10 protein-coding genes are annotated in these 15,024 nt (G+C 63.2%); 7 read left to right on the top strand and 3 right to left on the bottom strand.

What is annotated here, in order from left to right:
* Positions 1–8: 8 nt before the first annotated feature.
* The 5 genes from M1D87_RS24615 to M1D87_RS24595 all read left to right on the top strand — a co-directional run bounded on the left by M1D87_RS24615 (position 9) and on the right by M1D87_RS24595 (position 9,750).
* Entirely contained in the window at positions 9–1,643 is a 1,635-nt protein-coding gene (locus M1D87_RS24615) for an SPOR domain-containing protein (protein WP_039612524.1), read from the top strand.
* A gap of 372 nt (positions 1,644–2,015) precedes the next feature.
* Complete coding sequence (gltB, locus tag M1D87_RS24610; RefSeq protein ID WP_013974600.1) at positions 2,016–6,461, top strand: glutamate synthase large subunit; 4,446 nt, start codon at positions 2,016–2,018, stop codon at positions 6,459–6,461.
* Positions 6,462–6,567: 106 nt separating this feature from the next.
* Positions 6,568–7,986 carry an FAD-dependent oxidoreductase gene (locus M1D87_RS24605; protein ID WP_013974599.1) on the top strand — a complete coding sequence of 473 codons (1,419 nt, stop codon included), beginning with the start codon at positions 6,568–6,570 and terminating at the stop codon, positions 7,984–7,986.
* Between the two features lie 235 nt (positions 7,987–8,221).
* Complete coding sequence (gene hemE, locus M1D87_RS24600) at positions 8,222–9,286, top strand: uroporphyrinogen decarboxylase (protein ID WP_123085563.1); 1,065 nt, start codon at positions 8,222–8,224, stop codon at positions 9,284–9,286.
* 116 nt (positions 9,287–9,402) lie between these two features.
* On the top strand, positions 9,403–9,750 hold the full coding sequence (locus M1D87_RS24595) for a NirD/YgiW/YdeI family stress tolerance protein (RefSeq protein ID WP_039612521.1): 348 nt from the start codon (positions 9,403–9,405) through the stop codon (positions 9,748–9,750).
* 100 nt (positions 9,751–9,850) lie between these two features.
* On the opposite strand, the gene M1D87_RS24590 is transcribed toward M1D87_RS24595, so the two are convergent.
* Complete coding sequence (locus tag M1D87_RS24590; RefSeq protein WP_232880818.1) at positions 9,851–11,038, bottom strand: MFS transporter; 1,188 nt, start codon at positions 11,036–11,038, stop codon at positions 9,851–9,853.
* 166 nt (positions 11,039–11,204) lie between these two features.
* Here M1D87_RS24590 and M1D87_RS24585 point away from each other — a divergent pair, with 166 nt between their 5' ends.
* Both M1D87_RS24585 and M1D87_RS24580 read left to right on the top strand, forming a co-directional pair.
* The gene (locus M1D87_RS24585; protein WP_421091508.1) at positions 11,205–12,107 is read left to right on the top strand and encodes a LysR family transcriptional regulator; all 903 of its coding nucleotides are present in this window, start codon (positions 11,205–11,207) and stop codon (positions 12,105–12,107) included.
* Between the two features lie 79 nt (positions 12,108–12,186).
* Complete coding sequence (locus tag M1D87_RS24580) at positions 12,187–12,960, top strand: ParA family protein (RefSeq protein ID WP_025340949.1); 774 nt, start codon at positions 12,187–12,189, stop codon at positions 12,958–12,960.
* Here M1D87_RS24580 and trxC read toward each other — a convergent pair.
* A complete protein-coding gene (gene trxC / locus M1D87_RS24575) occupies positions 12,957–13,391 on the bottom strand; it encodes a thioredoxin TrxC (protein ID WP_039612518.1) in 435 nt (144 codons plus the stop codon). The genes M1D87_RS24580 and trxC overlap by 4 nt on opposite strands.
* Positions 13,392–13,460: 69 nt before the next feature.
* On the bottom strand, positions 13,461–14,921 hold the full coding sequence (gene selO, locus M1D87_RS24570; protein WP_123085566.1) for a protein adenylyltransferase SelO: 1,461 nt from the start codon (positions 14,919–14,921) through the stop codon (positions 13,461–13,463).
* Positions 14,922–15,024: the final 103 nt, after the last annotated feature.

Genomic DNA, 15,024 nt, shown 5'->3' with positions numbered 1-15,024 from the left:
ACAGCGCAATGACCAGTTTGCATGCCGATGAGGCCTTTCTCGACCATTACCAGTTGAGCCATGATCCGTTCGCGCCCCGCGTGCCCGGCTTCAAGTTCTTCCCGGCCCAGCGCAAACCCGTGCTCGGCCAGCTGCATCACCTGGCGCGCTACAGCCAGCTGATGCTGGTTGTCACCGGCCCGCTGGGCAGTGGCAAGACCCTGCTGCGCCAGGCCCTGGTGGCCAGTACCAACAAGCAGGCGGTGCAGAGCGTGGTGGTGTCCGCCCGTGGCGCCAGCGATGCCGCCAGCGTACTCGGCCAGGTTGCACAGAACCTGGATGTGGCCGAGGCCGAAATGCAGGCGATCCTGGCCAAGGTGGTGCAACTGGCACTGACCGGCCAGGAAGTGTATTTGCTGGTGGACGATGCGGAACAACTCGACGAGTCGGCACTCCAAGCGTTGCTGGAATTGGCGGCGGGTGTACCGGAAGGGCGCCCGCACGTGTTCCTGTTCGGTGAGCCGTCGCTGATTGCCGGGCTGGACGAGATCAATATCGAGGAAGAACGCTTCCACATCATCGAACTCGCCCCCTACAGTGAAGAAGAAACCCGCGAGTACCTGGAGCAGCGCCTGGAAGGTGCTGGCCGGGGCATCGAGGTGTTCAGTCGTGAACAGATCGTCGATATCCATGAAAACTCCGACGGCTGGCCTGGCAACATCAACCAGGTCGCCCGTGACACTTTGATCGAAGCCATGATCGCCAGCCGCTCGACGGCCAAGCGACCATCCATGGGGTTCAAGATGCCTAAAAAACATGTGCTCGCGCTGTCCGCTGTGGTTGTGGTCGCCGTTGCGGCCGCGGTGTTGATGCCGAAGAAAGGTGACAAGGCGCCTGCCGAAGCGCCGGCCGCCCAGGCCCAGCTACCGCTAGGCGAGGGCCAGGCCAATGGTGGCAATCCCGCCATCGAGTTCTCGGGTTCGTCCCAGCCGATGCCGCTGCCGCTGGTTGGCCAGTCGCAGCCGGTGATGCGCGAGCCACTGGCCCAGGCCGCGGGCATGGGCGAGGGTGAAGAGGGCAGCCCGGCCGGTGATACCGCCCTGCAGCCAGGCAACCCACCGCCAACCGTGACCACCATCGCGCCGCCGCAAGGTGTGCCAGCGGGCCCGGCACCGGTACCTGCCCAGCCAGTAGCCGCGGCGCCAGCCCAGCCAGTACAGCCGCCACCGCAGCCGGTTGCGCCTACGCCAAAACCTGTCGCAACCCAACCTGCCAAGCCGGTTGCGCCTGCCAAGCCTGCACCAGCACCGACCCAGGTCGCCGTGGCCAAGCCGGCCGCCAAGCCTGTCGAGAAGCCGGCAGCCGGTGGCAGCGGCAACAGCGGCTGGTACGCCGGGCAGAAACCGGGCAATTACGTGGTGCAGATCCTGGGTACCAGCTCCGAGGCTTCGGCTCAGGCGTTCGTGAAGGCTCAAGGTGGCGACTATCGCTACTTCAAGAAAAACCTGCAGGGCAAGCCGCTGTACGTAGTCACTTACGGCAACTTCGCCAACCGCGACGCAGCGGTTGCGGCAATCAAGAACTTGCCAGCGAAGGTCCAGGCTGGTAAACCTTGGCCACGTACCGTCGCCAGCGTCCAACAAGAGCTGGCCTCGGCCCGCTGATACCTTCCGGGCGGCACCACCCCGCCGCCCAGTTGCTGAGCGATTACTGACTTTCGACTAGCCTGCTGCGTTGTCACGCGGCAGGCTTTTCTGTCCCAGACTGCCGGCCACAAGCCTTACTTGCAGTCATGGCTGAAACGCTTCAGACTCGAGCCAAGCCGCTATCACGGCGCATGGCGCAAAAACATTCAAAATTGCGACATAAATTTTCAATGGTGAGACATGAAAATTTGTGAGCATCGCTGTCGCTGTGCAACAATGGTTTTCCATGGCCACCGCAAAAAAGCTGGCGTTTGATCGGCGTGGATGGTAAGTGGTTGTTAAAAAAGAGATTTACCTCCGTTGAGAGGTGAACCTGGTGAGAATGTGTCTATGAAAACAGGTCTGTACCATCCCGAAGAATTCAAGGACAACTGTGGTTTTGGCCTGATCGCCCATATGACGGGCGAACCGAGCCACCACCTTCTGCAAACCGCCATGCAGGCACTGACCTGCATGACCCACCGAGGCGGTATCAACGCCGACGGCAAGACCGGTGACGGTTGCGGTCTGCTCATGCAGAAGCCCGATCAATTCCTGCGTGCCGTGGCCCAGGAGCACTTCGCCGTCGAACTGCCCAAGCAGTACGCCGTCGGCATGGTGTTCTTCAACCAGGACCCGGTCAAAGCGGAAGCCGCCCGCGCCAACATGGACCGCGAAATCCTCGCTGCTGGCCTGAAACTGGTCGGCTGGCGCAAGGTGCCGATCGATACCAGCGTGCTCGGCCGCCTGGCCCTTGAGCGCCTGCCACAGATCGAGCAGGTGTTCATCGGCGGTGAAGGCCTGAGCGACCAGGAATTCGCCATCAAGCTGTTCAGTGCCCGTCGCCGTTCGTCCGTGGCCAACGCCCACGACGCCGACCACTACATCTGCAGCTTCTCGCACAAGACCATCATCTACAAAGGCCTGATGATGCCGCGCGATCTCGCGGCCTTCTACCCGGACCTGGGTGACGAGCGCCTGCAAACCGCGATCTGCGTGTTCCACCAGCGCTTCTCCACCAACACCCTGCCGAAATGGCCGCTGGCGCAGCCGTTCCGCTTCCTCGCCCACAACGGCGAGATCAACACCATCACCGGTAACCGCAACTGGGCCATGGCCCGTCGCACCAAATTCGCCAACGACCTGATCCCCGACCTCGAAGAGCTCGGCCCGCTGGTCAACCGCGTCGGCTCCGACTCCTCTAGCATGGACAACATGCTGGAGCTGATGGTCACTGGCGGCATCGACCTGTTCCGTGGCGTGCGCATGCTGGTACCGCCAGCCTGGCAGAACGTCGAGACCATGGACGCCGACCTGCGTGCCTTCTACGAATACAACTCCATGCACATGGAGCCGTGGGATGGCCCGGCCGGTATCGTCATGACCGAAGGCCGCCATGCGGTGTGCCTGCTCGACCGTAACGGCCTGCGCCCGGCGCGCTGGGTGACCACCAAGAACGGCTACATCACCCTGGCGTCGGAAATCGGCGTATGGGACTACAAGCCCGAGGACGTCATCGCCAAGGGCCGCGTTGGCCCAGGCCAGATCTTCGCCGTGGACACCGAAACCGGCCAGATCCTCGACACCGACGCCATCGACAACCGCCTGAAGTCGCGCCACCCGTACAAGCGCTGGCTGCGTCAGCACGCCACGCGCATCCAGGCGACACTGACCGATGACCAGGGCGTGGCCAGCTACGACGCCGACCAGCTCAAGCAGTACATGAAGATGTTCCAGGTCACCTTCGAAGAGCGTGACCAGGTGCTGCGCCCGCTCGGCGAGCAGGGCCAGGAAGCAGTCGGCTCGATGGGTGACGACACGCCGATGGCCGTTCTGTCGCAGCGCGTGCGTTCGCCGTACGACTTCTTCCGTCAGCAGTTCGCCCAGGTGACCAACCCGCCGATCGACCCGCTGCGCGAAGCGATCGTCATGTCCCTGGAAATCTGCCTGGGCGCCGAACGCAACATCTTCCAGGAATCCCCCGAGCACGCTTCGCGTGTAATCCTGAGCTCGCCGGTCATCTCGCCCGCCAAGTGGCGTTCGCTGATGAACCTGGAGCGCGAAGGTTTCGACCGCCAGCTGATCGACCTCAACTATGAAGAGAGCGTCGGCCTGGAAGCGGCCATCCGCAACATCGCCGACCAGGCTGAAGAAGCCGTGCGCGCTGGCAAGACCCAGCTGGTGCTGAGCGACCGCTACATTGCACCTGGCAAGCTGCCGGTGCACGCCTCGCTGGCCGTTGGTGCGGTACACCACCGCCTGACCGAACAGGGCCTGCGTTGCGACAGCAACATCCTGGTGGAAACCGCTACCGCCCGCGACCCGCACCACTTCGCCGTGCTGCTGGGCTTCGGTGCCTCGGCCGTTTACCCGTACCTGGCCTATGAAGTGCTGGCTGACCTGATTCGTACCGGCGAAGTGCTGGGCGACCTGGACGAAGTCTTCAAGTACTACCGCAAGGGCATCTCCAAGGGCCTGCTGAAGATCCTGTCGAAGATGGGTATCTCCACCATTGCCTCGTACCGTGGTGCGCAGTTGTTCGAAGCCATCGGCCTGTCCGAGGAAGTGGTCGGCCTGAGCTTCAAGGGCGTTTCCAGCCGCATCAAGGGTGCGCGTTTCGCAGACCTGGAAAGCGACCAGAAGCTGCTGGCAGCCGAGGCCTGGAGCGCGCGCAAGCCGATCCAGCAAGGCGGCCTGTTGAAGTTCGTTCACGGTGGCGAGTACCACGCCTACAACCCGGATGTGGTCAACACCCTGCAGGCTGCCGTGCAGCAGGGCGACTATGCCAAGTTCAAGGAATACACCACGCTGGTCGACCAGCGTCCGGTGTCGATGATCCGCGACCTGCTGAAGGTGAAAGTGGCTGACCAGCCGCTGCCGCTGGAGCAGATCGAGCCGCTGGAGGCGATCCTCAAACGCTTCGACTCCGCCGGTATTTCGCTGGGTGCACTGTCGCCGGAGGCTCACGAAGCGTTGGCCGAGGCGATGAACCGCCTGGGCGCGCGTTCCAACTCTGGCGAGGGCGGTGAAGACCCGGCGCGCTACGGCACCATCAAGAGCTCGAAGATCAAGCAGGTGGCCACCGGCCGCTTTGGCGTGACCCCGGAGTACCTGGTCAACGCCGAAGTGCTGCAGATCAAGGTTGCCCAGGGCGCCAAGCCCGGTGAAGGCGGCCAGCTGCCAGGCGGCAAGGTCAACGGCCTGATCGCCAAGCTGCGTTACGCGGTACCGGGCGTAACCCTGATCTCGCCACCGCCGCACCACGACATCTACTCGATCGAAGACCTGGCCCAGCTGATCTACGACCTCAAGCAGGTCAACCCGCAGGCCCTGGTTTCGGTCAAGCTGGTGGCAGAAGCCGGCGTCGGCACCATCGCCGCCGGTGTGGCCAAGGCCTATGCCGACCTGATCACCATCTCCGGCTACGACGGTGGTACCGGTGCTTCGCCGCTGACCTCGATCAAGTACGCCGGCGCCCCATGGGAGCTGGGCCTGGCCGAGACCCACCAGACCCTGCGCGGCAACGACCTGCGCGGCAAGGTACGGGTACAGACCGACGGCGGCCTGAAGACTGGCCTGGACGTGATCAAGGCAGCCATCCTCGGCGCCGAAAGCTTCGGCTTCGGTACCGCGCCGATGATCGCACTGGGCTGCAAGTACCTGCGCATCTGCCACCTGAACAACTGCGCTACCGGCGTGGCCACCCAGAACGACAAGCTGCGCAAGGATCACTACATCGGCACCGTCGACATGGTGATCAACTTCTTCACCTTCGTCGCCGAAGAAACCCGTGAGTGGCTGGCCAAGCTGGGCGTACGCAGCCTCGGCGAGCTGATCGGCCGTACCGACCTGCTCGACGTGCTGCCAGGCGACACCGAGCGCCAGCAGTACCTGGACCTGACGCCGCTGCTGGGCAGCTCGCACATCCCGGCTGACAAGCCGCAGTTCTGCGAAGTCGACAAGAACCCGCCGTTCGACCAGGGCGAGCTGGCCGAGAAGATGGTGGAAATGGCCATGCCGGCCATCCGCGACCAGGCCGGTGGCGAGTTCAGCCTCGACATCTGCAACTGCGACCGCTCGATCGGTGCGCGGGTCTCGGGTGAAATCGCCCGCCTGCACGGCAACCAGGGCATGGCTGCGGCGCCGATCACCTTCCGCTTCAAAGGTACTGCGGGCCAGAGCTTCGGCGTGTGGAACGCCGGTGGCCTGAACCTGCACCTGGAAGGCGACGCCAACGACTACGTCGGCAAGGGCATGACCGGTGGCAAGGTCACCATCGTGCCGCCAGCCGGCAGCCCGTTCGAAACCCAGCACAGCGCCATCGTCGGCAACACCTGCCTGTACGGCGCCACTGGCGGCAAGCTGTTCGCCGCCGGTACTGCTGGCGAGCGCTTCGCTGTACGTAACTCCGGCGCCCACGCTGTTGTCGAGGGCACTGGCGATCACTGCTGTGAGTACATGACCGGCGGCTTTGTCTGCGTGCTGGGCAAGACCGGTTACAACTTCGGTTCTGGCATGACTGGCGGCTTCGCCTACGTGCTCGACATGGACAATACCTTCGTTGACAAGCTCAACCATGAGCTGGTGGAAATCCAGCGTATCAGTGGTGAAGCGATGGAGGCCTACCGCAGCCACCTGGCGCGGGTCCTTGCCGAGTACGTGGAAGAGACCGGCAGCGAGTGGGGGCGTGAGCTCTCGGAGAACCTGGACGACTACGTGCGGCGCTTCTGGCTGGTCAAGCCGAAGGCAGCCAACCTGAAGCAACTGCTGTCCAGCACCCGTGCCAACCCGCAGTAACAACAGCTGCAAGTGACGGCCCCGTGCGCGGGGCCCGTCGTGCTCAAGTGATCGTCTTGCAGCTTGCAGCCTGAGGCTGGCAACTGCGGTAAAGAGGTTTTGAAAAATGGCTGAACGTCTGAACAACGACTTCCAGTTCATCGAAGTGGGCCGCAAGGACCCGAAGAAAAAGCTGCTGCGCCAGCGCAAGAAGGAGTTCGTGGAAATCTACGAGCCGTTCAAGCCGCAGCAGTCCGTGGAGCAGGCGCACCGCTGCCTGGGCTGCGGTAACCCGTATTGCGAATGGAAGTGCCCGGTACATAACTTCATCCCCAACTGGCTGAAGCTGGTTTCCGAAGGCAACATCCTGGCTGCGGCGGAGCTGTCGCACCAGACCAATACCCTGCCGGAAGTGTGCGGCCGCGTATGCCCGCAGGACCGCCTGTGCGAGGGTGCCTGCACCCTGAACGACGGCTTCGGTGCGGTGACCATCGGCTCGGTGGAGAAGTACATCACCGACACCGCCTTCGCCATGGGCTGGCGCCCGGACATGTCCAAGGTCAAGCCAACCGGCAAGCGCGTTGCCATCATCGGTGCCGGCCCGGCCGGCCTGGGCTGTGCCGACGTATTGGTACGTGCCGGCGTGACCCCGGTGGTGTTCGACCGCAACCCGGAAATCGGCGGCCTGCTGACCTTCGGTATTCCCGAGTTCAAGCTGGAAAAGACCGTGCTCAGCAACCGCCGTGAAGTGTTCACCGGCATGGGCATCGAGTTCCGCCTGAACACCGAGGTGGGCAAGGACGTGACCATGGAGCAGCTGCTCGCCGAGTACGACGCGGTATTCATGGGCATGGGTACCTACACCTACATGAAGGGCGGCTTCCCGGGCGAGGACCTGCCGGGCGTGCATGACGCGCTCGACTTCCTGATCGCCAACGTCAACCGCAACCTGGGCTTCGAGAAGTCGCCGGAAGACTTCGTCGACATGCAGGGCAAGAAGGTGGTGGTACTGGGCGGTGGTGACACCGCGATGGACTGCAACCGCACCTCGATCCGCCAGGGCGCCAAGTCGGTGACCTGCGCCTATCGCCGTGACGAGGCCAACATGCCGGGTTCGCGTCGTGAGGTGAAGAACGCCAAGGAAGAGGGCGTGAAGTTCCTCTACAACCGCCAGCCTATCGCCATTGTCGGCGAGGACAAGGTCGAAGGCGTGAAGGTGGTCGAGACCCGTCTCGGCGAACCGGACGCCCGTGGCCGCCGCAGCCCGGAGCCGATCCCGGGGTCTGAAGAGATTCTGCCGGCCGATGCCGTGGTCATCGCCTTCGGCTTCCGCCCAAGCCCGGCGCCTTGGTTCGAGCAGCATGGCATCCAGCTGGACAGCCAGGGCCGCGTGGTTGCACCAGAGAAGGGCAAGTTCAAGCATCAGACCAGCAACCCGAAAGTGTTTGCCGGCGGCGACATGGTGCGTGGGTCGGACCTGGTGGTGACGGCTATCTTCGAAGGGCGTACTGCTGCTGAAGGTATCCTGGACTACCTGGAAGTCTGATTGATTGTCGGGGCCGCTTCGCGGCCCATCGCGACACAAGGCCGCTCCTACAGGGATCGCGTACTTCCTGTAGGAGCGGCCTTGTGTCGCGATGGGCTGCAAAGCAGCCCCAACGGCATTTTTGTATACAAAAATCCTTGATCCATGGCATCCAATAGACAAAACGCATGGCCTTGACCGTGCCTTTTGCGCTGGCGTCTGAGAAAATGCCCGCACTATTTTTCCGGATGCCGACATGACTGCCCTGAAGAACGATCGTTTCCTGCGTGCACTGCTCAAGCAACCCGTAGACGTCACCCCGGTGTGGATGATGCGCCAGGCCGGCCGCTACCTGCCGGAGTACCGCGCCAGCCGCGCCAAGGCCGGTGACTTCATGAGCCTGTGCATGAACCCGCAGTTCGCCTGCGAGGTCACCCTGCAGCCGCTGGACCGCTACCCGCTGGACGCGGCGATCCTGTTCTCGGACATCCTGACCATCCCCGATGCCATGGGCCTGGGCCTGTACTTCGAAAGCGGCGAAGGCCCGCGCTTCAAGAAAGTCGTCAGCACCCCGGCCGACATCGAGGCGCTGCCAATCCCCGATCCGCAGAAAGACCTCGGCTACGTGATGGACGCGGTCAGCACCATCCGCCGTGAGCTCAACGGCCGCGTGCCGCTGATCGGCTTCTCCGGCAGCCCGTGGACCCTGGCCACCTACATGGTCGAAGGCGGCTCGTCGAAGGACTTCCGCAAGACCAAGGCCATGGCCTACGACAACCCGCAGGCCCTGCACCTGCTGCTGGACAAGCTGGCCCAGTCGGTCACCAGCTACCTCAACGGCCAGATCCTCGCTGGTGCCCAGGCCGTGCAGATTTTCGACACCTGGGGCGGCAACCTGTCGGCGGCGGCTTACCAGGAGTTCTCCCTGGCCTACTTGCGCAAGATCGTCAGCGGGCTGATCCGCGAGCACGAGGGGCGCAAGGTGCCGGTGATCCTGTTCACCAAGAACGGCGGCCTGTGGCTGGAAAGCATCGCCGAAGCCGGCGCCGACGCGCTGGGCCTGGACTGGACCTGCGAGATCGGCGACGCCCGCCGCCGCGTGGGTGACAAGGTTGCGCTGCAGGGCAACATGGACCCGACCGTGCTGTACGCCAAGCCCGAGGCAATCCGCAAGGAAGTGGCGCGCATCCTGGCCAGCTATGGCCACGGCACAGGCCATGTGTTCAACCTCGGCCACGGCATCACACCGGAAGTCGACCCGGAGCACGCCGGCGTGTTCATCAACGCCGTGCATGAGCTGTCGGCGCAGTACCATCAGTGAATTGATCTCTGAACACGAAAGCCCGGCCATGAGCCGGGCTTTTTGTTGCATTAAGTTTTAATTCAGCGATCGTCGTTAATCTGGTCCCATCGAAACCGAAACAGGACCTGATCCTTATGAAAGCACGTTATCTTGCGTTGATCCTCGCCCCCTTGTTCAGCACAGCTGCCTTGGCTGCCGGTTATACCGGCCCCGGTGCCCAGTCCGTCACCACCGTAGCTGCGGCCAACGATGCTGCCGACGACACCCCAGTGGTGCTGCAAGGCTTCGTGACCAAGAAGATCAACAACGACGACAAGTACGAGTTCAAGGACAACACCGGCACCATCACCGTGGAAATCGATGATGAAGACCTGCCGCCGACGCCGTTCAACGACAAGACCAAGGTCAAGCTGACCGGTGAGGTGGAGAAGCACCTGATGAGCCGGGAGGTGGATGTGGATATGGTCGAGATCATCAACTGATCCGAGATTTCGGGGCTGCTTTGCAGCCCATCGCGACACAAGGCCGCTCCTACAGGGAATTGCGTTCTGCTGTAGGAGCGGCCTTGTGTCGCGATGGGGTTCAGCCCGATTTCGGTGGCAATTTGCTCAGGTGCAGCGCCACCAGCAACGCCACCGCCAGCAGGCTGCCAATGAACAGCCCGATGCCATTCCAGCCCCACTGGTGCCAGAACACCCCGCCCGCCGTACCGGCCACACTCGACCCTGCGTAATAGCTGAACAGGTACAACGACGACGCCTGTCCCTTGGCCTTCAAAGCCCTGCGGCCGATCCAGCTGCTGGCCACCGAGTGCGCGCCAAAAAAGCCGAAGGTGAATACCAGCATACCGACGATCACCATCACCAGCGGGCTGGCCAGGGTCATCAGCAAACCGCCCGCCATCACCACGATACTGGCCCAGAACACCTTGCGCCGGCCCAGTTTGTCAGCCAGCGCGCCGACCTGCGCCGAGCTGTAGATGCCCGACAGATAAACCACCGACAGCAAGCCGACCAGCGCCTGGTTCATGTGATAGGGCTCGGCCAGCAGGCGGTAGCCGATGTAGTTGAACAGGGTGACGAATGCGCCCATCAGCAGGAAGGCTTCGAGGAACAACCAGGGTAGTCCGGCATCCTTGAAGTGCATGACGAAGCCATCCAGCAGGCTGCGTGGGTTCATCGCCTGCGGGCGGAAATTGCGCGATTCGGGCAGCACCTTCCAGAACACCAGCGCCGCCACCAGGGCCAGGCCGCCGATGGTCAGCATCGCCGTGTGCCAGCTGACGAAGTCGATCAGCACGCCGGTGATCAGGCGCCCGCTCATGCCGCCAATGGCGTTGCCGCCGATGTACAGGCCCATGGCCAGGCCAATGTGCTGCGGGTGGATCTCTTCGCTCAGGTAGGTCATCGCCACCGCCGCCAGGCCGCTCAGCGACAGGCCGACCAGGGCGCGGGTGGCCAGTACCAGCTCCCAGCTCGGCATCACCGCGCTGGCCAGGGTGGAAAGGGCGGCGCATACCAGGGCAAACACCATCACCGGCTTGCGCCCGATGCGGTCAGAGATAGGGCCGGTGATCAGCAGGCCGAACGCCAGCATGGCTGTGGAGACCGACAGCACCAGGCTGCTCTGCGCCGCATTGATGGCAAATTCCTTCGACAGCAACGGCATCATCGGCTGCACGCAGTACAGCAGGGCGAAGGTGGCGAAGCCGCCGCTGAATAGCGCCAGCACGGTCTTCATGAAGGCGGGGGTGCCTTTTTCGATCCACATTTCGTTCAGCGGTGCAGGTTCTGGCTCGGCGGGAAGGGCAGCTGCAGCAGTTTTCACGGGCGGGTACCTCTGGCGCAATGAAAAAAAGCATATAGCTGGCTAATGATTATATCCAATATATTGTTCGACCTATTTGAGATGTTTTGCGACCTGTTCGGAGCTGATCATGGAACTGCGCCATTTGCGTTACTTCATCGCCGTGGCCGAAGAGCTGCATTTTGGCCGCGCTGCCCAGCAACTGGGTATTTCGCAGCCGCCCTTGAGCCAGCAGATCCAGGCGCTGGAGCAGGAACTGGGTGCCCGGCTGTTCGAGCGCACCAACCGTCGGGTGGAGCTGAGCGAGGCGGGTCGATTGTTCCTCGAGGAGGCCCGTCAGGTGTTGGCGCAGGTGGAAAAGGCTGCCGATGTCGCCCGGCGTGCGCAGTTGGGGGAGTTGGGGGAGATGAAGATCGGCTTTACCTCCTCGGCCCCGTTCACCTCGAAGATCCCCATGGCCATCCACGCGTTTCGCCAGCGCTTCCCGGCGGTGCACCTGAACCTCAAGGAAATGAGCAGCCGCGATGTGGCGGAAGGGGTGTTCGACGAGTCCATCGAGGTCGGGCTGATGCGGCCGATGCCGCTGCCGGAAGGGCTGATGGCCACCGAACTGTTTCGCGAGCCGCTGGTGGCGGTGATCAACGCCTCGCATCCACTTGCCGAAGGTACGGAGCATGGCGTGCACATGACCGCCCTGGCCAATGAGCCGTTCGTGTTCTTCCCGCGCAGCTATGGCAGCGGGTTGCATGCACAGTTGCTGAGCCTGGCGCGCCAGGCGGGTTTCAGCCCGCATTTTGCCCAGGAGGCGGGGGAGGCGATGACCATCATCGGGCTGGTATCGGCAGGGCTTGGGGTATCGGTGCTGCCGGCGTCGTTCCAGCGCATGCGCATCGAGGGGGTGGTCTATCGTACGCTGCTGGATGAAGGGGCGATGTCGGCTGTGTGGCTGGTGCAGCGCGAGCATGGTGGGTCGGCGATGGCACGGGCATTTGCCGAGTTGCTCACGGGGCAGGTGGTTGGCGGGGCAGTGTAGTTGTTCCGGGCAAATGGCACTGGTCATTGCCGCAGCGGCGCCACATACTCGGGCATTCGTTGATACACGGAGGTCAATCATGCGGCGCGTGGTGTTCAATCAGAAAGGTGGTGTGGGCAAGTCGAGCATCGCTTGCAACCTGGCGGCTGTGAGCGCCAGCGAAGGTTATCGGACCCTGCTGATCGACCTGGATGCCCAGGCCAACTCGACCCAGTACCTGACTGGCCTGACCGGCGACGATATCCCCATGGGCATCGCCGACTTCTTCAAGCAAAGCCTGTCCAGCGGGCCGTTCAGCAAGAAGAACCAGGTCGATATCTACGAAACCCCGTTCGACAACCTCCATGTGGTCACCGCCACGGCCGAGCTGGCCGATCTGCAGCCGAAGCTTGAGGCGAAGCACAAGATCAACAAGCTGCGTAAGTTGCTCGACGAACTGGACGAGGACTACGAGCGCATTTACATCGATACCCCGCCAGCGCTGAACTTCTATGCGGTTTCCGCACTGATCGCCGCCGATCGCGTGCTGATTCCTTTCGACTGCGACAGCTTCTCGCGCCAGGCCCTGTATGGCCTGCTGGCCGAGATCGAAGAACTCAAGGAAGACCACAACGAAGACCTGGTGGTCGAAGGCATCGTGGTCAACCAGTTCCAGTCCCGCGCCAGCCTGCCACAGCAGATGCTCGACGAGCTGCTGGCCGAAGGGCTCCCGGTGCTACCGGTGTACCTGGGCAGCTCGGTGAAGATGCGTGAGTCGCACCATGCCAGCCTTCCGCTGATTCACCTGGAGCCCAGGCACAAGCTGACCCAGCAGTTTGTCGAGTTGCATTCGCTGCTCGAAGAGAACGCTTAGACCCCCTGGTTACGCAACCACTCCAGCAACGACTGGAGTGGTAACGCCCCGGCCTGACGGCTGACTTCACGGCCATTCTTGAACAGCAGCAGGCTGGGGATAGAGCGGATGCCCAGTTGCCCGGCCAGGTTGCGGTTGGCTTCGCTGTCGAGCTTGGCCAGGCGGCAGCGGCCGGCCAGTTGGCGGGCGGCCTGTTCGAAGGTGGGGGCGAAGGATTTGCACGGGCCGCACCAGTCGGCCCAGATGTCGACCAGCAGTGGCAGGTCGCCTTTGATCTGGCTGGCGTAGCTGGCTTCGGTGAGTTCGAAGGGGGTGCTCAGCAGCACGTCCTGTTTGCAGCGGCCGCATTTCGGCGCGTCGCCCAGGCGCTCGGCGGGCAGGCGGTTGAGGCCGTTACAGTGGGGGCAGGGGATTACCAGTGGGTCGGACATGTCGTTTCCTTGTGTTGTTTGTTCGGGCCCTATCGCCGGCAAGCCAGCTCCCACAGGGTTCGGAGTTGGTCAGGAGGAGCAGCTGATTTCCAGGTGCTTGCCCCATTCCGGCGGGCGTTCGGCATAGCGCTGCATCCCGGCCTGCTCCTCGAACGGTTTGCTCAACACCTGATGCAGCCGTCGCACTTCACTGTAGTCCCCCGCTTCGGCCGCTTCGATAGCTTTCTGTGCCAGGTAGTTGCGCAGCACATACAGCGGGTTCACCGCATGCATGCGCTCACGCCGCCCTTCGGCATTATCCGCTTCGCGCTCGCAGCGGGCCAGGTAGTCCGCCCCCCAGGCATCGAAACCGGCCAGGTCGATGAAGTCGTCACGCACCACCTTCAGCGCCTCGGCCACGGCCTGATCGCCCAGCTTGCGGAAGAACAGGTTGTAGTCCACTCCACCGCTCTGCATGCGCTGCAACAGGCGTTCGACCAACGCCATGTCGTCCTCTTCCGCGGTGGTCAGGCCCAGGCGGCGGCGCATCAGGTCCAGGTAGTGTGCCTGGTACAGCGGCAGGAACAGGCCCAGCGCCTCTTTGAGTGGTTCGACTTCGATCACCGTGGTCAGCGCCTGGGCCAGCGCACTGAGGTTCCAGTGGGCGATCGGTACCTGGTTGGCGTAGCTGTAGCGGCCACGGTCGTCGGAGTGGTTGCAGATGAAGTTGGCGTCGAAGTCGTCGAGGAAGGCATACGGGCCGAAGTCGAAGGTGATACCGAGGATCGACATGTTGTCGGTGTTCATCACCCCGTGACAGAAACCATAGGCTTGCCAGCGGGCGATCAGTTCGGCATTGCGCTCGACGATGGTGCGGAACATGGCCAGGTAGGGCTGTTCGGCGTCGCGGCATTCCGGATAGTGCTGCTCCAGCACATGGTCGATCAGCACTCGCTGCTGTTCTGGTTGCCTGGTGTAGTAGAAGTATTCGAAATGCCCGAAGCGCACATGGCTTTGCGCCAGGCGGGTGAGCATGGCCGCGCTTTCGCGGGTTTCGCGCCAAACCGGGGTGCTCGAGCCGATCACGCACAGTGCCCGGCTGCTGGGAATGCCCAGGGCGTGCAGGGCCTCGGAGGCGAGGAACTCGCGGATCGAGGAACGCAGCACGGCGCGGCCGTCGCCCATGCGCGAGTAGGGCGTCTGGCCGGCGCCCTTGAGGTGCAGGTCCCAGTGCTCGCCCTGATCATTCAGCACTTCGGCCAGCAGCAGGCCGCGGCCATCACCCAGGCGCGGGTTGTAGGAACCGAACTGATGGCCGGAATAGACCATCGCCCGCGGGTCGGCCTCTTCCCATAGCTTGTGGCCGCTGAACAGCTCGGCGAAAACCGGCAGCTCTGCCTGGGCCGGGTCGAGGTCGAGCAGCGCCATGGCCGACTCGCTCGCTACCACCAGGCGTGGGTCTGCGATGGGTTCGGGCAGGACCTGGGTGGAGAACGCGTCGCCCAGGCGGGCGAAGCGATTGTCGAAGGTGAGTTGGTCGAGGGCTTTCACGGGGCCGGCTCCAGAAATTGATGGACGGGGCCGCTTTGCGGCCCTTCGCGGGCAAGCCCGCTCCCACAGGTATTGCGCAGTGCCTGAGAGCGGCGCGGCCCTT

The sequence above is a fragment of the Pseudomonas sp. SA233 genome (assembly GCF_054792385.1).
Note: the sequence above shows the minus strand (reverse complement) of the source record. Positions and strands in the feature narration are given on the sequence as shown.

Excerpts from the sequence above, each read along its gene's own strand:
- M1D87_RS24590 (WP_232880818.1), bottom strand. The coding sequence starts at position 11,038 with ATGTGGATCGAAAAAGGCACCCCCGCCTTCATGAAGACCGTGCTGGCG.
- M1D87_RS24615 (WP_039612524.1), top strand. The coding sequence starts at position 9 with ATGACCAGTTTGCATGCCGATGAGGCCTTTCTCGACCATTACCAGTTG.
- hemE (WP_123085563.1), top strand. The coding sequence starts at position 8,222 with ATGACTGCCCTGAAGAACGATCGTTTCCTGCGTGCACTGCTCAAGCAA.
- M1D87_RS24595 (WP_039612521.1), top strand. The coding sequence starts at position 9,403 with ATGAAAGCACGTTATCTTGCGTTGATCCTCGCCCCCTTGTTCAGCACA.
- M1D87_RS24605 (WP_013974599.1), top strand. The coding sequence starts at position 6,568 with ATGGCTGAACGTCTGAACAACGACTTCCAGTTCATCGAAGTGGGCCGC.
- gltB (WP_013974600.1), top strand. The coding sequence starts at position 2,016 with ATGAAAACAGGTCTGTACCATCCCGAAGAATTCAAGGACAACTGTGGT.
- M1D87_RS24580 (WP_025340949.1), top strand. The coding sequence starts at position 12,187 with ATGCGGCGCGTGGTGTTCAATCAGAAAGGTGGTGTGGGCAAGTCGAGC.
- M1D87_RS24585 (WP_421091508.1), top strand. The coding sequence starts at position 11,205 with ATGGAACTGCGCCATTTGCGTTACTTCATCGCCGTGGCCGAAGAGCTG.
- trxC (WP_039612518.1), bottom strand. The coding sequence starts at position 13,391 with ATGTCCGACCCACTGGTAATCCCCTGCCCCCACTGTAACGGCCTCAAC.